This is a genomic window from Microbacterium sp. 05N427, from assembly GCF_056397105.1.
This window is the reverse complement of record NZ_JBFTMT010000017.1, coordinates 1-17872: the sequence shown is the minus strand read 5'-3', so window position 1 is coordinate 17872 and position 17872 is coordinate 1. Positions and strand designations below refer to the sequence as shown.

General features: G+C 68.8%; 18 protein-coding genes and 1 tRNA gene. 8 read left to right on the top strand and 11 right to left on the bottom strand.

Features of this window, described 5'->3' with window-relative positions; genetic code table 11:
• Positions 1-17: 17 nt before the first annotated feature.
• On the top strand, positions 18-266 hold the full coding sequence (locus AC1DG4_RS15650) for an acyl carrier protein (RefSeq protein ID WP_045250084.1): 249 nt from the start codon (positions 18-20) through the stop codon (positions 264-266).
• Between the two features lie 84 nt (positions 267-350).
• A complete protein-coding gene (locus AC1DG4_RS15645; RefSeq protein WP_477381525.1) occupies positions 351-1592 on the top strand; it encodes a beta-ketoacyl-[acyl-carrier-protein] synthase family protein in 1242 nt (413 codons plus the stop codon).
• Between the two features lie 251 nt (positions 1593-1843).
• On the opposite strand, the gene AC1DG4_RS15640 is transcribed toward AC1DG4_RS15645, so the two are convergent.
• Positions 1844-2344, bottom strand: coding sequence for a DUF3145 domain-containing protein (locus AC1DG4_RS15640; RefSeq protein WP_477421330.1), 501 nt, complete (start codon positions 2342-2344; stop codon positions 1844-1846).
• A gap of 199 nt (positions 2345-2543) precedes the next feature.
• Positions 2544-3317: a hypothetical protein gene (locus AC1DG4_RS15635; RefSeq protein WP_477381521.1), complete on the bottom strand. Its 774-nt coding sequence runs from the start codon at positions 3315-3317 to the stop codon at positions 2544-2546.
• Between the two features lie 174 nt (positions 3318-3491).
• On the opposite strand from AC1DG4_RS15635, the gene AC1DG4_RS15630 reads away from it, so the two are divergent.
• Positions 3492-5492 carry a DUF262 domain-containing protein gene (locus AC1DG4_RS15630; protein ID WP_477381519.1) on the top strand — a complete coding sequence of 667 codons (2001 nt, stop codon included), beginning with the start codon at positions 3492-3494 and terminating at the stop codon, positions 5490-5492.
• On the top strand, positions 5492-6754 hold the full coding sequence (locus tag AC1DG4_RS15625; RefSeq protein ID WP_477381517.1) for an alpha/beta fold hydrolase: 1263 nt from the start codon (positions 5492-5494) through the stop codon (positions 6752-6754). The genes AC1DG4_RS15630 and AC1DG4_RS15625 overlap by 1 nt, the downstream gene beginning before the upstream one ends.
• A 38-nt stretch (positions 6755-6792) precedes the next feature.
• Here AC1DG4_RS15625 and AC1DG4_RS15620 read toward each other — a convergent pair whose 3' ends face one another.
• A complete protein-coding gene (locus AC1DG4_RS15620) occupies positions 6793-7317 on the bottom strand; it encodes an SRPBCC domain-containing protein (RefSeq protein ID WP_477381515.1) in 525 nt (174 codons plus the stop codon).
• Positions 7314-7631, bottom strand: coding sequence for an ArsR/SmtB family transcription factor (locus AC1DG4_RS15615; RefSeq protein ID WP_477381513.1), 318 nt, complete (start codon positions 7629-7631; stop codon positions 7314-7316). The genes AC1DG4_RS15620 and AC1DG4_RS15615 overlap by 4 nt, the downstream gene beginning before the upstream one ends.
• A gap of 154 nt (positions 7632-7785) precedes the next feature.
• Between AC1DG4_RS15615 and AC1DG4_RS15610 the strand changes: the two genes are divergently transcribed.
• Together AC1DG4_RS15610 and AC1DG4_RS15605 are read left to right on the top strand one after the other, a co-directional pair.
• Positions 7786-7992 (top strand): CsbD family protein, encoded by a 207-nt coding sequence (locus tag AC1DG4_RS15610; RefSeq protein WP_477381511.1) that lies wholly within the window; start codon positions 7786-7788, stop codon positions 7990-7992.
• A gap of 553 nt (positions 7993-8545) precedes the next feature.
• The gene (locus tag AC1DG4_RS15605; protein WP_477381509.1) at positions 8546-8815 is read left to right on the top strand and encodes a hypothetical protein; all 270 of its coding nucleotides are present in this window, start codon (positions 8546-8548) and stop codon (positions 8813-8815) included.
• A 170-nt stretch (positions 8816-8985) separates the two neighbouring features.
• Here AC1DG4_RS15605 and AC1DG4_RS15600 read toward each other — a convergent pair.
• From AC1DG4_RS15600 to AC1DG4_RS15590, 3 genes are all read right to left on the bottom strand, one after another.
• A tRNA-Ile gene (locus tag AC1DG4_RS15600) sits at positions 8986-9059 on the bottom strand.
• Between the two features lie 55 nt (positions 9060-9114).
• Positions 9115-9645 carry a gamma carbonic anhydrase family protein gene (locus AC1DG4_RS15595; protein ID WP_477381507.1) on the bottom strand — a complete coding sequence of 177 codons (531 nt, stop codon included), beginning with the start codon at positions 9643-9645 and terminating at the stop codon, positions 9115-9117.
• A gap of 40 nt (positions 9646-9685) precedes the next feature.
• Positions 9686-11794, bottom strand: coding sequence for an acyltransferase family protein (locus tag AC1DG4_RS15590; RefSeq protein ID WP_477381505.1), 2109 nt, complete (start codon positions 11792-11794; stop codon positions 9686-9688).
• 205 nt (positions 11795-11999) lie between these two features.
• On the opposite strand from AC1DG4_RS15590, the gene AC1DG4_RS15585 reads away from it, so the two are divergent.
• Complete coding sequence (locus AC1DG4_RS15585) at positions 12000-12485, top strand: Dps family protein (protein ID WP_233309955.1); 486 nt, start codon at positions 12000-12002, stop codon at positions 12483-12485.
• A 30-nt stretch (positions 12486-12515) separates the two neighbouring features.
• On the opposite strand, the gene AC1DG4_RS15580 is transcribed toward AC1DG4_RS15585, so the two are convergent.
• The 4 genes from AC1DG4_RS15580 to AC1DG4_RS15565 form a co-directional block, all read right to left on the bottom strand.
• Entirely contained in the window at positions 12516-13187 is a 672-nt protein-coding gene (locus AC1DG4_RS15580; RefSeq protein ID WP_477421329.1) for a response regulator, read from the bottom strand.
• Between the two features lie 61 nt (positions 13188-13248).
• Entirely contained in the window at positions 13249-14613 is a 1365-nt protein-coding gene (locus AC1DG4_RS15575; protein WP_477381501.1) for a sensor histidine kinase, read from the bottom strand.
• 108 nt (positions 14614-14721) lie between these two features.
• The gene (locus AC1DG4_RS15570) at positions 14722-16230 is read right to left on the bottom strand and encodes an amidohydrolase (protein WP_477381499.1); all 1509 of its coding nucleotides are present in this window, start codon (positions 16228-16230) and stop codon (positions 14722-14724) included.
• Positions 16227-16877 carry an FMN-binding negative transcriptional regulator gene (locus AC1DG4_RS15565; protein WP_477381497.1) on the bottom strand — a complete coding sequence of 217 codons (651 nt, stop codon included), beginning with the start codon at positions 16875-16877 and terminating at the stop codon, positions 16227-16229. Before AC1DG4_RS15565 ends, AC1DG4_RS15570 begins: the two co-directional genes overlap by 4 nt.
• Positions 16878-17057: 180 nt before the next feature.
• Here AC1DG4_RS15565 and AC1DG4_RS15560 point away from each other — a divergent pair.
• The coding region (locus tag AC1DG4_RS15560) for a DUF222 domain-containing protein (protein WP_477421328.1) at positions 17058-17872 on the top strand (815 nt) is incomplete at its 3' end.

The window sequence follows — 17872 nt, the reverse complement described above, 5'->3', positions numbered from 1 at the left end:
CATAGAAAGAGGAAATCATGGCTTTCAGCAACGACGAGGTCCTCGCCGGCCTTGCAGAGCTCATCACCGACGAGACCGGCATCGACGCCTCGGAGGTCGCTCTGGAGAAGTCCTTCACCGACGACCTCGACATCGACTCGATCTCCATGATGACGATCGTCGTCAACGCGGAGGAGAAGTTCGGCGTCACCATCCCCGACGATGAGGTCAAGAACCTCAAGACCGTCGGTGACGCCGTGAACTTCATCGTCGCCGGCCAGGAGTGACACCTGCGGATGCCACCCCCGCATTCGCGGGGCGTGGCATCCTCCGCCTCTGCCTCCCCTAACGCTCCCCGAGAAGGATCACCCATGACCAAGCGCATCGTCGTCACCGGCATCGGCGCCACGTCCGCCCTGGGCGGCACCGCCCCGGAGAACTGGGCGAACCTGCTCGCCGGCGTCTCCGGCACGCACACGCTCACGCACGACTGGATCGAGACCTACCAGCTCCCCGTGACGTTCGCCGCCGAGGCCTCCGTACGACCGGAGGAAGTCCTTCCCCGGCACGAGGCCAAGCGCCTCGACCCGTCCGTGCAGTTCGGCATGATCGCCGCTCGCGAGGCCTGGGCGGATGCGGGAGCCCCTGACATCGCCCCCGAACGCCTGGGCATCGACTGGGCCACCGGCATCGGCGGACTCTGGACGCTCTTGGACGCCTGGGACACGCTGCGCGAGAAGGGCCCGCGCCGGGTCATGCCGCTCACCGTCCCGATGCTCATGCCGAACGCGGGCGCCGGAAACCTGTCCCTGCATTTCGGCGCCAAGGCCTTCGCGCGCACCGTCGTCAGCGCGTGCGCCTCCAGCACGGAATCGATCGCGAACGCCTATCAGCATCTGCAGGACGACCTGGCCGACGTGATCATCGCCGGCGGCGCCGAGTCCGCGATCCACCCGATCACGATGGCGTCGTTCGCGTCGGCGCAGGCGCTGTCTCGCCGCAACGACGATCCGGAGCACGCCTCGCGGCCCGGAGCCATCGACCGTGACGGCTTCGTCATGGGCGAGGGCGGGGCGGCCCTGGTTATGGAGACCGAGGAGCACGCCAAGGCCCGCGGCGCCAAGATCTACGCCTACGTCGTGGGCGGTGGCGTCTCCGCCGACTCGTACCACATCACCGGCAACGATCCAGAGGGGCACGGCGCGGCGCGCGCCGTGGAGCAGGCGCTGGCGCAGGCCGGCGCGAGCCCCGACGAGGTCACGCACATCAATGCGCACGCCACGTCGACCCCGGTCGGCGACCCGAACGAGTACGGCGCCCTGAAGCGCGTCTTCGGCGACCGGATCGACGAGATCCCGGTGTCGGCGACCAAAGCGTCCACCGGGCATCTGCTCGGCGGCACCGGCGCACTCGAAGCGGTCTTCACGATCCTGGCACTGCGCGACCGCGTGGCCCCGCCGACGATCAACATGACAGAGCCGGATCCGGCCGTGCCGTTCAAGCTGTCGGGCGAGGCACAGCCGCTCGGCGACGGCCCGCAGCTCGCGATCAGCAACTCGTTCGGCTTCGGCGGTCACAACGCGGTCGTCGCATTCCGCTCGTACGACGGCTGATCCTGCCGCGACGAGAATCGCCCCGGTCGCTTCCTCCTCGAAGCGGTCGGGGCGATTCTTGTTTCCTTTTCTGTTGTGCTGTTCTGTTATCTCTCCGGCCCAGGACCGGGGATTCGCTTTCTCGGGTTCCGGGTCCTTGCTCTCCGACTCCCGATAGTCACGCCTCCTCCGATCCTCGTCCCTTCGTGTGATCCGGACCCTTCGATCGGCTGATGAGCCTGTCGAAGCATGCGGACCGGATCACACGAGTCCTATCCGACCTTGTGCAGCCACACGACGCGGGCGTCGTCGCTCGCGTGACGGAACGGCTCCAGTTCCTCATCCCACGCGGAGCCGAGGGCGACGTCGAGTTCGCGCTGCAGCTCGATCGGGCTACCTGCGGCGATCTCGATCGCGTAGCGGATCCGATCCTCGCCGACGACGATATTGCCGGCGGCATCGGTCTGCGCGTAGTGCACGCCCAGGTCGGGCGTGTGCAGCCAACGGCCGCCGTCGCTTCGAGGCGTGGGGTCCTCCGTCACCTCGARACGCAGGTGCTCCCAGCCGCGGATCGCGGTCGCGAGAGCAGCCCCGGTGCCGACAGGGCCGTCCCAGTAGAACTCCGCGCGGCGGGCGCCGTCGAGGACGGGCTGCTCCGACCACTCGAAATTGACGGCGCGCCCGATAGCGCGTCCGACCGCCCATTCCAGGTGCGGGCAGAGCGCGCGCGGTGCAGAGTGGATGTACACCACTCCGCGTGCTTGTGCTGCCATGGTGTCTCCGTTTCATCAGGTGCGTCTTCCCCTACGACCTGATCCGCGAAGCACGGCATTTATGCGGTTATGCGCCCATTCTCACCGATCCTCAGCCAAATCACAACTGTGTAACTCATTGCGAAAAGGAAACGGTCCCCGGCGCCGCAGCGCCGGGGACCGTTTATAGAGCCTCGACAGACTCAGGGACCGGAGGGAGTCAGGCCTCGCTCATCGCGATCTTCTCCTGCTGGCCCTTGGCGGCGTAATAGGCGGCGCGGGCGGCGTCGCGACGCGCCTGCTCTTCGTAGCCCGCATCCAGGATCTCCTGATCGACGGGGTAGCTCTCGACGTCATCGGTGCCGTGGTACTTCTCGATGTAGGCGTCCAGCTCGGGACCCGAGGTCCACGAGGTGATAAGGCAGTAGCGCGGCTCGGTGCCGTTGTGGGTGGCGGCGTGCCACAGGCGCTGCGTGTCGACGATCAGCTGCGCGCCGGCCGGGAGGGCGATGCGGTACTCGACGCTCGGGTCGGTGCGGTTCTCGCGCAGGACGAAGTAACTGTCCTTGTCATCGGTGAGGTTGAAGAAGCCGCGCACGACCCAGCCGGTGCCGTCCGGGTTCAGGCGGTTGTTGTCGTCCTGGTGGAGGTTGTAGAGGCACTCGCCGTAGGGCGTGGGCTGCAGCTCGATGACACGGCAGCGACCGACGTTCGCGCCCGGCTCCTGCGCGCGGCGCGTGAGGTTCGGAGCCTTGGCGGTCTGCTCGTCGATCCAGACGCCGTCCTTGTCCGTGCGCGGCGGCACGTGGTTCCAGAAGCCGTTGCACTCGATCTCGCCCTTGGCGGACGCGAGCGGCGCGAAGCGCGTGTCTCCCGAGGACTTCCAGTCGTTGTACTCGATGTCGAGCCACTCCTTGGGGTCGAGCTCCTGGTTGTAGCTGTCGAGGACGACGAAGCCCTTTTCCTCGAGGGCGGCGGACTTGATGTATGCCATGAGCGAGTCATGTCCTTTCATAAAGGGGCCAGCACGTTTTAACAGGCCCTTCTTAGGACAGCCTAACAGCGCCCCTCCAGCGCCCCGGGAGGGAGAGCCGTGAATATCCGGGCGGCGCCGGGCGCTGAATAGACTGGTGCGGGCAGCACGCGATCCGAGGAGAAGCACAGCAGCATGAGCACGGCCACCAACGTCGAAGCAACCGCAGTCTCAACGATCGAGTGGCTCTCCTCCCCCGCGACCACGATCGTCGTGCCCGTCTATCAGCGCCAGTACCGGTGGGACATCGGCGGCTGCGAGAAGCTGCTGTCGGACATCCGCGCCGTGGCAGACGAGGACGACGCACACCGGCACTTCATCGGCTCGATCCTCTCCGCAGAGGACCATGCCCACCCCGACGCCGACCTGATCCTCATCGACGGTCAGCAGCGCATCACGACGCTGATGCTGCTCATCGCCGCACTGCACCACGCCGTGCGGGAGGTGGATCCGCAGTTCGCCGCCGAGCTGGCGCGGGTGCTGGTTCGCCCCGACGACGCGAGCCGCACCAAGCTCCGCCCGCACGAGGCCTGGGCGGGTCTGTTCGAGTCCGTGGTGCTCGACCGGCGCGGCACCGAGCTGCCGGAGTCGCGCTTCGACGACAACTATGCGTTCTTCCGCTCGCAGGTGCACGCCGACGAGGCGCCGAGGATCTGGCGGGGCCTGCAGAAGCTCGAGCACGTCTCGATCACCCTCGGCGAGGCCGCCAACGCACAGCAGATCTTCGAGAGCCTCAACTCCACCGGCGAGCCGCTGCGCGATCACGAGCTGATCCACAACTACATCCTCATGGGCCTGTCGCACGCCGAGCAGCAGCAGGTCGAGGAGGAGTTCTGGCTGCCGATCGAGCGCAACACCGGCGAGGCGATCGGCGCGTTCTGGCGCCACTTCCTCATCATGACCACGGGCCGGGAGGTCTCGGTCGCCGGCGAGCACGGCGTCTACAGCGCCTTCCGCCACGAATTCCCGCACATGGGCCTCGAGGATCTGCCCGCACAGGCCCGCGTGTGGCGCGAGTTCTCGGACATCTACCGGATCCTCCTGGATCCGTCCCAGGAGGAGGATCCGGAGATCCGCCGGCAGCTGGCGTACGTGAACACGTTCGGCCGCTCGACGTATCCTCTGGTGCTCAGCGCCTACCGTGATCATCGGCTCGGTGCGATCTCGAAGGACGAGCTCGTGCAGACGCTGGAGCGCATCCAGTCGCTGCTGCTGCGTCGTGCCGTGGTCGGGGTCTCGAACGACCGCCTCATCGCCCGGCTGTGCCGCGCCCGGTCGCAGGGGCCGGAGCAGCTGCTGCGGGCCTTCGCCCGGATCACGCCCTCGGACGAGCGCATCCGGGTGGCGCTCAAGTTCACCGATCTGCCGCATGCGCTCTACGTGCTGGGCCGGATCGAGGGCATCCCGGATCCGCACGGCTTCGACGTCGAGCAGATCGTGCCGGCCGCCCCGCACGACGCGTGGTCCGGTGACGGCGTTCGTCCCTGGAGCGAGTACTCCGAAGACGAGCAGAACAGCCACCGCGCCCTCGCCGGGACGCTGGGAAACCTGACTCTGCTCGAGGAGCGGCTCGCCGAACGCGTGTACGGCGCGTCCTTCCCGGACAAGCGCGACGCCTACCGCCGCAGCCGGGTCGACGAGAACTCAGCCCTGGCAGGCCTCGACTCCTGGGGCACTGCCGCGATCGCCGAGCGCACCGCAGCGCTCACCGACGCGTTCGTCCAGGTCTGGCGCCGGCCCGCGGTCGTCGAGATCGACGACGACGGGCTCACCCCGATCCTCGACGCCGTACGGCGACGGGGCTGGCCGACCGGCTGGGAGCGGGAGTTCGACTACGTCGAGTACCGCGGTGAGCGCTGGGAGGTGCCCGACGTGAAGTACCTGTTCAACCGGGTGTTCCGGCGCGGCTGGACCGACACTCGCGAGGCCCTCGATGCGTTCAACGCCCGCAACGGCGGACCGATCTACGACGAGAAGGCGTGGAACGGCACATGGGACGAGCTCGACGCGGATCACTTCCTCTACATGGGGTGGGACGCGAAGTACATGATGAGCGCGGTGCAGGGCCTCCTGGAGGAGTCGGGCCTGGCCGCGGAAGTGTTCGTGAAGTACTCCTATATCGGGAATGTGATGTGATGACGATCTCTGCCGCCCCTGTGATCCGCCGCCGGATGATGGACCTCACCCTCGAGGAGCACACGCTCACGGTGCCCCTGGTGTGGTCGGATCCGTCCGACACCCGGACGATCGACGTCTTCGCCTCTGTCGTGTCGCGTGAAGGCGGCGAGGATCTCCCCTATCTGGTCTTCCTTCAGGGCGGCCCGGGATCCGAGGCCCCGCGCGCGCTGCATGCGCCGGCGGCGCCGTCGTGGCTGGATCAGGCCCTCGCACACCACCGGGTGGTCATGCTCGACCAGCGCGGGACCGGACGCTCCACGCCGGTCGGCGACGGGATCCTGTCCCACGGCGCCGAGGCGGTCGCCGAGCAACTCACGCACCTGCGCGCGGACGCGATCGTGCGGGACTGCGAGGCCATGCGCGAGCACCTCGGCGCAGACCGCTGGAACATGCTCGGGCAGTCGTTCGGCGGGTTCACGACCCTCGCCTATCTCTCCACGGATGCCTCGTCGATCGACCGCGCGTACCTCACCGGCGGGCTCAGCACCGTGACCCGCGGCCCCGACGAGGTGTACGCGCTCTGCTATGACAAGATGCGCGACGCTTCGGAACGCTACTACCGGCGCTTCCCGGAGCACCGCGAGCGGATGCGCCGCCTCGTGGATCTCGCCGCGTCCGGCGAGATCGTACTGCCCAGCGGCGAGGTCGTCTCACCGTCCCGGCTGCGCTCAGTGGGATCGGCCCTCGGCACCAACGACGGCTGGCAGACGCTCTGGCAGCTGCTCGAGCTGGATCCCACGACCAACGCCTTCCGGTACGACCTCGCGGGCGCGATGCCGTTCGGCGGCCGCAACCCGCTGTATTTCGTGTTCCACGAGTCCAGCTACGCGAACGGCCACGTCACCCGCTGGTCTGCGGAGCGCATGGAGCCCGCCGACTTCGTCGATGACGTCACGCTGTTCACGGGCGAGCACATCCGCCGCGACTGGACCGAGACGGTCCCGGCCTTCCAGCCCTGGCGCGAGGTCGCCCTCGCGCTCGCGGAGCACGAGTGGCCCGCGATCTACGATCCGACGGCCCTCGCCGCATCCGGCGCGCGCGGCGCAGCCTCGGTCTACGTGAACGACCCCTACGTGCCGCTCGAGTACTCGCTGGAGACCGCTGCTCTGCTTCCGGACCTCCGCCTGTGGATCACGAGCGAGCACGAGCACAACGGCCTGCGCGCCGGGCGTGTGCTCGAGCACCTGGTCGACCTCGCCCACGACCGCCGGGTGCGCTGAGCCGTCTCGACGCAACGGGGCGTCGTGCGCGCCCGCGATCAGCCTGTGCGCACCGCCTCGTACTCCGGGAGCAGCGCCTGCCACCGCTCTTTCCAGGCGGGCGCCGGCTCTGAGGATGACCAGCCGGACGGATGCGCGGCGGCCGCGGTCCGCAGCGAGCGGCCGAGATCTTCGAGGTGCACCTGCCACCCGGCGGCGTGGAAGTGCAGCACTCCGATGCCCAGCCCGCGTTCCTCCACCACCAGCCGCGACTTCTCGCCTTCTGCGGAGAGCCAGACCTCGATCACGGTCTCCTCGTCGGTGCCCGGCTCCTGAGCGAGAACCAGATGGCGCGGAGCCTCGCAGACGTCGATGCGCATCGGTCCGGTCCAGGTGCTCGTGAACGTGGCGTCCAGCATTCCGCCGACGCGGAACTCGCCCGACACCTGGGCGATCCAGCGCGCGAGCCGCTCCGGATCCGTGCATGCCTGCCAGAGGTCGTCGACATCGGTGTCGTAGACGCACTCGACGCGGATCGCCCCGCGGGTGTCGTCGAGATCCCACATCGTCCCGGTCGCGATCATGTCCTGTCCTTCTTCCCTCGGGCGATCTCGGTGTGCAGAGCGTCCAGGCGCTGCACCCACAGATCGCGGTACTCCTCGAGCCACTCGTCGAGGTCCCTCAGTGCCTCCGGACGCAGGCGATAGATGCGCCGCTGCGCGTCCTGCCGCACGTCGACCAGACCCGCCTCGCGCAGCACGCGCAGATGTCGTGACACCCCTGGCCGCGCGATCGGCAGCGCCTCGGCGAGTTCGCCCGCCGTCGCTTCGTGATCACGCAGGATGCACAGCACGACACGACGACTCGGATCGGCGAGAGCCTGCAGTACTGCGTCCATGAACTTAACGTACCTGTGTGGTTACGTACCTACAAGGGTACATTCCTGAACGGCCCCTGCACTAGCGGCGCCGCACGCTCCCGTCAACCCCGTGGCCATCCCGGGGCAGGTCTGTGACTGTGGGGTTCACGACCACAAGAGAGGAGCACGCACAATGAGCGCTGCTGATCACGTGAAGAACGCTGCCGAGAAGATGGGCGGGAAGGCCAAGGAGGCTGCCGGCAAGGTCACCGACAACGAGAAGCTCGAGAACGAGGGCCGGATGGATCAGGCCAAGGCCGATCTCAAGGAGGCCGGCGAGCACCTCAAGGACGACGTGAAGAAGGCCGGAGATCACGTCAAGGACGCGATGAACGACTGACGCACCTGTGGCACCCCGCCGGGTGCGAGCAGCAGGCGGCGGGGTGCTCAGGAATCGCAGGAAGTCAGCACGGTCCTCGACGGGGCGCAACGGCGAGAAGCGTGGTGTTGCTGTTGGTGCTCGTCCTCCGAACGGGGGACAGATTTTGGAACCAGTTTTGAAATAGTGTGGTGATGCTCGGGCCGCCGTAACTGTACGACGACTGGAGAAGCATGAGCACACGCAGATTGAGCACGACGTTCGGAGGCGGGGCGCTCGTCGTCGCGATAGCGTTCGGGGCAGCGGTGACTGCTCCCCCTGCTATGGCTTCTGTCCACCGGACCGATTCGAGCGGGCAGGACGCGACGACCATCGATGCCGATTCCGTGGCTGATGTCATCGAGAAGGCAGAGCTTGCCGCGGTCGGAGTGCCGACCCCGGCCGAAGCATCGTCACCCGCTATTCGGGATGGAGCAACGGTGGACACACGCTGCGTCTCGAACCACTACCTCGTCGGAGTCGGCGGACCTGCAGGTGTGTGGTGGCCCTGGATCAGGAAGTGCTAGGACCGACGATGAGTTACTTCCTCGTTGGGGTCATTCTTCTCGGCTGGGGCGCGCTAGCGGGAAGGGTCGGCCGAACGCTTGGCACGATCCTCGCCGTTGTTCCTGTTCTGGTGTGGTTCGGCGTCCTGGCGTGGTTGGCGTCGACGAACACTCTCGATAGCGCGGAAGGGAGAGGGCTTGCCAGCTATCTCTTGGTCGGACTCCTCGCGTTCCTCGTTGGCTCGAACCTCACGAGCCGCCTCGGTGCGCCCCGCCGCACAAGTGACGAAGCTGACTGAATAGCGGCGAGCGGAGGCCCCGGTAGGGGTCTCCGCTCTGTTCTCCCGGCGTCACGAGAACGGGAGGCGACCCAAGGCGCGTATGTCGTCACCGACGCACGCGGCGACCGGGTTCAGCGGAACTGAGCAAACAGGGCGGACGGCCGCGATGCTGTCGACGAAGGTGCGAGTGGGGCGGGCGGGACTTGAACCCGCGATCGTTGGGTTATGAGCCCACTGCCTTCACCAGCTTGGCCACCGCCCCGGGTCTTCGAGACTACCGGTCCCCGAGGTCGATCGAGCACGCCTCGCGCACGGGGTCAGGCGGGCATGGCCTCGCGATGCGTCGCCGAGTGGTCGCGGTAGACGCGCGCGTTCTCCCTGAGGCCCTCGCGCTCGTCGGCGGTGAGCGCGCGCCGGACCTTGGCGGGCACCCCGGCGACGAGAGAACCGTCGGGCACCTCCGTCCCCGACAGCACCAGCGCACCCCCGGCAATCAGGCACTCCGCGCCGATCACGGCACCCGAGAGCACCACGGCGCCCATCCCGATCAGCGAGCCGTCGCCGATCGTGCAGCCGTGCACCACGGCATTGTGACCGATCGAGACGTCGTCACCGATCACGACCGGGTGCCCCTGATCGACGTGCACGGAGACGTTGTCCTGCGCATTGCTGCCCGCCCCGATCGTGATCGCATCCGAGTCGGCGCGCAGCACCGCGTTGTACCAGACGCTGGATCCCTCGCCGATCGTCACGGATCCGATCACGCGCGCTCCGGCGGCGAGGAACGCCGTGGGATCGATCGCGGGACGGCGACCGGGCAGGGACAGGATCGTGGCGTCGTCGCTCATACTGCGACCCTATCCGCCCTGTCCCCGCGCACGGATCCGATCAGCCGCCGATCCCCATCGCGCTCTTCAGCGCCGCCGTGTACTGCGGCGCGAGGGAGTTTGCGAACGTGACGGTGATGTGGTCCTGGTCGCGGTAGATGTTCGCGCCGCCGACGACAGCACGGCAGTTCTCGTCGTCGCAGAAGACCTTCGTGAAATCGAGCAGTGTCACGTCCTTCTGGCCGTCCGCGGCCGCGCGCAGCGGATCCTTCTCCGTGAGCAGATCGGAACGCGCGCCGTCGCAGGCGCTCTGCGCGCGCGTACGCAGACACTTGTTCGGGTCGGTCTCCCACACCGGGTTGTCGACGACAGTGACCACGGGCGTGCCCTTCGACGTCTGCGTGGCCCACGCCTCGCGGTATCCGGCGACTGCCGCGTCGTAGGAGGATCCGTGATCCCCGGCCGCGAACGGCGTCGTGGAGAGCGCCGCGGTGAAGATCGCGTCGAAGTGCTTCTGCTCGAGCTGCTTCGCGACCGCGGCGCGGTACTGCGTGCACGCGTCGCCGAACGCACCGCCGGTGGACAACGGCGTGGTGTTCCACGGGCAGGCACCCTTGAAGTACGTGGTGAGGTGCCACCCTTCCTTCTCTGCGATGCCTTGGAACGTCGTGAGCAGCTGATAGGCGTGACTGTCGCCGATCAGGGCGACCTGCTTGGCCTTCGGATCCTTCGATCCGAACTCGCACGCGACCGCACGCGCATCGTTGAGCTGCACGAAGCACTGCGATTGCTCGGGACGGTCCACACCTGCGAATCCGGGTGCGGGCAGGATCTCATCGGATTTGGTACCCGCGCAGGACTCGTCCAGCACGGCCGCCGCACCGAAGCAGGCGGGCGGGTTGGCGCGGAGGTCGGCGATGGCCTGCACTCCCTGCTGGTAGGTGCCCGCGTTCGCGGCCCAGCCGGCACCGGCCGTTCCTGCGACGATCACCATCGCCGCGAAGGCCGCCCAGAGAGAAAGCCGGGGCTTGCGAGACGTCAGCGGCTTCCAGGTGCGGGTCGGGTCCTCGACGAACTTCTTGGTGAGCCAGGCGAGCACGAAGCAGATGGCGACCAGAGCGATGCGGTGATAGATCGTGAGGCCCCAGAAGGGCAGGGACGGCGCGATGATGATGAGCGGCCAGTGCCACAGATACAGGCTGTACGAGATGTCGCCCGTGAAGCGCATCGGGCGGATCGCGAGGATGCGGGTCGGATACCACCACCGTTCCGTGTTCGAGGCGGCGATGATCGCGGCCGCCGCGAGCGTGGGGATCGCGGCCATGTAGCCGGGGAAGGGCGTCTGCCCGTCGAAGCGGTAGATCACGACGAGCAGCACGATGATGCCGCCCCAGCCCAGGACGAAGCTGCCGAGCGCATTGCTCACGCGCAGGCGCGGCACGAGGGCGAGCACCGCACCCACGCCGAACTGCCACATGCGGCCGAACGTGACGAAGTACGCGGGCGCGGGGTTCGTGAGGGTGAACCACACGCAGAACACGAAGGAGGCCACCGAGACCACACCGATCGCGATCGCCGCCGCGCGCAGCCGGGAGCCCCGGAAGTACTTGACCGCGATCCATGCCGCGAGCAGCATGATCAGCGGCCAGAGCACGTAGAACTGCTCCTCGAGCGAGAGCGACCAGTAGTGCTGCACCATGGTCGGGTCGCCTGCGTGCGCGAGGTAGTCGGCGGAATTCAGCGCGAGGAACCAGTTCTCCACGTAGAAGGTGGAGGCGACGATCTCCTGCAGCTCCGCGGGGAGTTGCGACAGCGGCGACAGCACCGGGATCGCCGCGACGATCGCGCAGAACAGCAGCACGAGCAGCGAGGCCGGCAGCAGACGACGGGCGCGACGCGCCCAGAACTGGCCCAGGTTCACCCGGCCGGTCGCGTTCAGCTCTCTCGCGAGATGCGCCGTGATCAGGAAGCCGGAGATCACGAAGAAGATGTCGACGCCGACGTAGCCGCCGGTCAGCCGTCCCGGCCAGAAGTGGTAGAGCACGACGGCGAGAACCGCGATCGCGCGCAGACCCTGCACATGAGGGATGAAGTTCGATCCGACCTTCTGCGCTGCGGATGTGCGGGAACGGCGCAGGGCCGCACGGGAGGAGGTACCAGCTGTTGCCACCTGACGAAGGTATCCCGGATCGCTGTGCCCGCCGGTGATCCACGCGGCGCTCGGCCGAATCCGCAGGGAAGGCAAGCCTTGCCGAAATACGGCGTGATCTGCGGGTTAGCGTTGCCTCAGCTTGCTTGCGGAACATTCTGAGCTGAGTAGCGTTGGGGTCAAGACATCAGCACGCACGGATCTGAATGATCATCGAGGAGACACCATGAGCAACGCCGAGACCATCACCGCAACCTCCGTCGACCCGACCGTCGCGGCCGGCGCCGCCCAGTTCCTGACCCCGGTCGTGCTGGGCCTGCAGGCTCTCACCGTGAACGGCAAGCAGGCTCACTGGCACGTGCGTGGTGCGAACTTCGTCGGCGTGCACGAGCTGCTCGACGTGATCGTCGACCACGCCGGCGACTTCGCCGACACCGCCGCGGAGCGCATCGTCGCCCTCGGCCTTCCGATCGACGCCCGCGCCACCGTGGTCGCAGAGAAGGCCGGCGCAACCCAGGTGCCGGCCGGTTTCACCCGCTCGGATGACCTCGTCCGCGCCGTGATCGCCGACATCGACGCGATCCTCGTGAACGTCAAGGCCGCCGTCGAGGGCCTCGACGAGATCGACCTCACGAGCCAGGACGTCGCGATCGAGATCCAGCGCGGTCTTGAGAAGGACCGCTGGTTCCTCGTGTCGCACGTCGCCGCCTGATACCGCTTCGGCGAAAGGCCCCCGTTTCGCTCAGGGACGGGGGTCTTTCTGCAGATACGCGAGCACGGCCAGGACGCGGCGGTGGTCGGTGCCGGAGTCCTCGAGACCGAGCTTGGCGAAGATCGCGGAGACGTTCTTCTCGACCGCCCCCACCCCGACGCTCATGCCCGCAGCGATCGACACGTTGCTGCGCCCCTCTGCCATCGCCTCGAGCACCTCGCGCTCCCGCGGGGTGAGCCGGCCGACGGGATCCGGTCCGGTGCGCATCAGCTGCTGCACCACGCGCGGATCCAGCACCGTGCCACCCCGGCTCACCTGCCGGACCGCCGCGGAGAGCTCCTCGAGCGAGGTGACCCTGTCCTTGAGGAGGTAGCCCACTCCGCCGTCGCCCGCGCTGAGCAGCTCTCTGGCGTAGACCCCCTCGACGTACTGGCTGAGGACGAGGATCCCCACCTCGGGGAGCGCCGCCYGGAGGGCCAGCGCCGCGCGGATGCCCTCGTCCCGGAACGTGGGAGGCATCCGCACGTCGAGCACCGCGACCTCCGCCGCGGCTGCCTCGGTGCGGTCGACCACGTCTTCGGCATCGGCATGCGCGCCGACGGTCTCGAAGCCGGCCTCGGCGAAGAGGCGCACGAGCCCTTCGCGCAGCAGGATGGAGTCCTCGAAGAGGATCACCCGCAACGGAGTCTGCTGATCGATCACGCCCTTCAGGATAGGGGGCGGGCGATCGCGCCTCCGGCTCCTCCCCTGTTCGCCCGCAGGATCAGGCGGAGACGGGCACGGTGACCGTCACGATGGTCGGGCCGTCCTTCGGGCTGTCGATGTGCATCGTGCCACGGAGACCCTGCACACGGTGAGCGAGACCCTCGAGCCCGCCCCCGGGCCGCGGGGCCGCGCCGCCGCGGCCGTCGTCCAGGACGGTCACGCGCACCGAGAGACCCTCGCGAACTGCGGACACGGTGGCGCTGTGCGCGCCCGCGTGCTTGGCTGCGTTGGTCAGCAGCTCAGAGACCACGAAGTACAGGTTGCGTGCGGCCTCCGGGCTCAGCGCCGCGGTGATCTCGGGCGCGATATCGGCCCGGACCGGCAGCGCGCTGGCGGCCGCGAGCCCGGTGATCGCCTCGGCGACTCCGCGGTCCTGCAGCAGCGGCGGCGCCACGCCGCCGGCCAGCGCCCTGAGCTCGTCGAGCGCGGCCTGCGCATGGACGCGGGATTCCTGCGCGAGTGTCGCGACAGCGGCTGCATCGCCGTCCGCAGCGCGCCGTTCCAGGGCGGCGAGGTCCATCTGCAGGCGCACCAGGCGCTGCTGAGGGCCGTCGTGCAGATCCCGCTCCAGGCGGCGCAGGCCCGCATCCTCGGCCTGCACGGCGGCGTCGAGAGAGGCGTCGAGACCCTCGACCTGAGCGACGAGGTCGTCGGATTCCCACCGCCCGGTCAGTGCTGCGGCGACCGTGCCGTGCAGTCGAACGAGACCGCTGAGCACGAGCGGCAGCGTGGCCAGGAACACGATCCCGACGCCGAGGTACAGCATCGACGCCCACTGGTGCGGATCCGGAGACGGGTCGACCCCGCCGAAGATGTGCTGCACCGCCCACGGAACCCAGATGCTCTCGGCGTTGCCGTCGGGGACGAACTGCGACCAGAACCAGTACGTCGGGCCGCCGAGGGCCATCACGATCCACACTGTGGCGACCGCGAACGTCACGATCGCCACGATCGGTCGCACGAGCAGGCTCGACAGCAACGCCATCCAGTAGTGCGCGTTCCGCAGCGGCTGGGTAAGACGCACCCAGAAGCCGGTTTTCTTCGTGCCGCGGCTCCAGTCCGGCACCGGGATCGCCGGGTGGTCCGTCGTCCGCAGAAGCGCCCGCTCCGCCTCGGCGAAGCCACGGGCGACATAGAGGGACCCGACCAGCACCGGCACGCCGATCACCAGCAGCAGCGCGCCGATGCCGACGCCGAAGACCACCCAGGTGACCGCCATCGCCACGATCGCGAGCGGCACGGACAGCAGCACCAGGAAGAGGGCGTTCCCGGGGGCCGCGGCCCACGCACGTCCGTATCCGCGTCGGGGCGCGGTCGGCGGCGCCGAGAGGCGCGAGTCGAGGGGTCGCGTGGCGGTCGTCATCGAGGTCTCCTATGTCGTGCGTCTGAAGGCGCGGATCGGCGCCTGATACCACGATGCCGCTCCGGGGCCGCGCCCGACAGGGCGCGGACTGCCGGATCCGTCGGGGGGTTAACCCCCGTACGTCACCCGGGCGGCGACGATCGTCGCCTCGACCGGCATCGCGCGCAGTGCGCTCGCGTCGGCGGTCGCGGGATCCGCGCCCAGGAGAGCGAGGTCGGCCACCGCCCCCGGGCGGATGCCCGCGTCGCCACCGGTTCCGCCTCGCGCGCTCGCGGCGAGGGCGGTCTGCAGGTCCAGGCGCTCCTCGGGATGCCAGGGCGCGCGGGCGTCATCGGTCCGGAAGACGGCCGCGGAGATCGCCTGCCAGGGGTCGAGCGCCGCCACGGGCGCGTCGGATCCGAAACGCAGCGTCGCGCCCGCGCCGTGCAGCGCCGCGAGCGGATAGGCGATGGCGGTCTGCCCGGCCCAGAGCGCATCCGCGGCGTCCCGGTCGTCGAGCGCGTGCTGGGGCTGCACGCTCGCCGCGATGCCGAGCCGGCCGAACCGGGCGAGATCCCCGTGGCTCACGAGCTGGGCGTGCTCGATCGTCCCCTGTGCGCCGGTCGCGGCATACGCATCCAACCCTGCGGAGACCGCCAGGTCACCGATCGCGTGCAGAGCGATCTCGAGCCCCGCCCCGGTGGCGCGCAGCAACAGCTCCTGCAGCTCGGCGGGCGGCACGGTGAGCACGCCGTGATTGTGCGGATCGTCGGAGTAGCCGTGACTGCACGCGGCCGTGCGCGTCCCGAGCGAGCCGTCGGAGATGATCTTGAGCGGCCCCGCGTGCACGAGGTCGTGCGGATCAGGGGCCACGACCTGTCCGGTGCGCAGCCCCTCGGAGATCGCGCGGTCGAGGTCGTGCGGGTAGATCGCGAATTCGACGCGGTGGGTGTCGAAGCCCTGCGCGAGGCGCCGCGTCCAGGCTTCGGCGTTCCATGCCATGTCGAAGTCGACGAGCCCTACGACGCCACGGCTCGCCGCCTGCCGCGAGGCCTCCAGCACCGCCTCATCGGCGACCACCGGATCCGCGGCGTTCAGTCGACGCGAGATCTCGAACGCGTCCTCCTCGCGAAGCACCCCGTCCGCAGCGGCGGAGAAGCCCTCTCTGCGGAAAGCCGCCGAGTTCAGCCACACACTGTGCACGTCGGCGTTGATGAGGTAGGTCGGGACCTCGCCCGTGTGCTCATCGAGCAGGGCCAGGTCGGGCCGGTCCCGCCAGCGCACGTCGCGGAAGCCGGTGCCGACCCTGCGCCCATCGCCCAGCACGGCCGCGCGCGCCATACGTGCGGCGGCGTCGACGGCGCTCGTCGCGCCGGAGAGGTCTTCGCGCTGCGCCGCAAGGGCCCATTGCACGGTGTGCACATGGTGATCCCACAGGCCGGGGACGATCCACGCGCCGTCGCCTTCCCACACCCGCCCCCGCAGCGGGAGTGCTCCAGTCGGTGCGATGTCGGCGATCCGACCGTCCTCGAGCAGCACGTCCACCGGACCGTCCACGGCGAGCAGCCGGCGATCCGCTGTGGCGATGCGTACCGCACGGATCCCGTCGAGATGCGTGCCGGCCTCCGCCGCCGTCACCGGGCGTCCGCCCGCGCGGCGAGGCGCGCGTCGTGGGCGCGCTGCATCTCGGCGGCCAAAGACGGATTCGCGTACGCACCGTCCCCCCGCAGTTCGAGGATCACGTTCTCGATCACCTCGTCGGGCTTGTTCTGGCTGAGCTTGCGCTTGGCGGTGACCCGGGTCGGGGTGAGCCGGAAGCCGACGGTACCCGCTTCGAGACGACGGACGAACGCCTCGTCGTTCGGCGGACTCCACATGCCGCGGGGGTCTGCGAGCCCGCCTTCGAAGTGTTCGACGAGGTGCTCCAGCACGCGCAGGTTCTCTTCGCCGTCGAGCAGTTCGGGCACGCCGGACAGGTGCACCGCGACGTAGTTCCAGGTGGGCACCGCGGCGACATCGCCGTACCAGCCGGGCGAGATGTAGCCGTGCGGCCCTTGGAAGACCACCATCAGCTCCTGCGCCCCCAGCCCCAGAACGATGTCGTCAGGGCGGCCGACGTGGGCGACGATCGTGAGGTCGTCGCGTTCCGGATCGAGGAGCACCGCATAATGCGACGCGGTCATGCCGTTCTCGTCGCGACCCACGAGGGTCGCCCACGGGTTGGCGGCGATGACCCGCCGTAGCTCGGAGACGTCCGTCATGGCGAAGCTCGGATTCTGGCGCATGGAACCATGCTATTCACGGCGGGGTCGGGGCGGCTGTCTTCGGAATCRTTACGCAGGAGCGCCTCGGGCGGGGGTCGCGTTTCGTCCTCCACAATCTGGTCTTCGGCCGAGTTGTCTCCGGTTTGGATATGTGGGTTGATCTGGGGTTCGAATGTCGGTGGTGGCGGGGAGGATGGGGGTATGAGGACGTGGGATGCGATCGCGGCACTGATCCCGGCCCTGGCCGGGCGGGTCGGTGCGGGTGCGGGCGCGTCGGACGTGCAGGCGGTCGTGGAGGGGTTGGGTGATGCGGAGGCGGTGGCGGTGCTTCGCGAGGCGGGTGAGGTCGGCCGGCTGGTGGAACAGGTGCAGGTGATCTGCGCCGGAGTGATCGCCCGCCGCTCCACCCGGGACGCCGGGCATGCCGGGTTGGCGCAGTCGCGCGGGCACCGGACCGCGGCGTCGCTGGTGCAGGAGCTCGGCGGGATCACGAAGKGCGAAGCTGCGAGGCAGGTGCGGGTCGGGGAAGCACTCCTCGACGATGCCGTGGTGGAGGGTGCTGGAGTCGGGTCGGATGGTGCTGGAGTCGGCTCGGATGGTGATCCTGCCCCGGAGCCCACACCCGTGAGCGATTGGCGGCAGGTGTTGCGGGAGGGATTGCGATCCGGGAGGCTCACGTCGGCACAGTTCGACGCGATCCGCCGCGGACTCGGCAACCCACCCGAAGCCGCCGACGACGCCTGGGCACACGCCGCCGTGCAGCTTGTCGGCGAAGCGGGGCGGCGGACCGTGGAAGAACTCGCGGCCTCGGCCCGCACGGTGCGGGACCTGCTCGACCCTGACGGGGCTGAGTTGCGGTTCTTGGCGCGGTACGAGAAGCGAGCGTTTCGGACCTGGTTCGACCCCGACGGGATCCGCCGCGCCTCGATCGCGTTCGACGACGAAGGCGGCGCCTACCTCGACACGATCTTCAACGCCGCACTCCGCCCCCGCCGCGGCGGACCCCGATTCGTCGA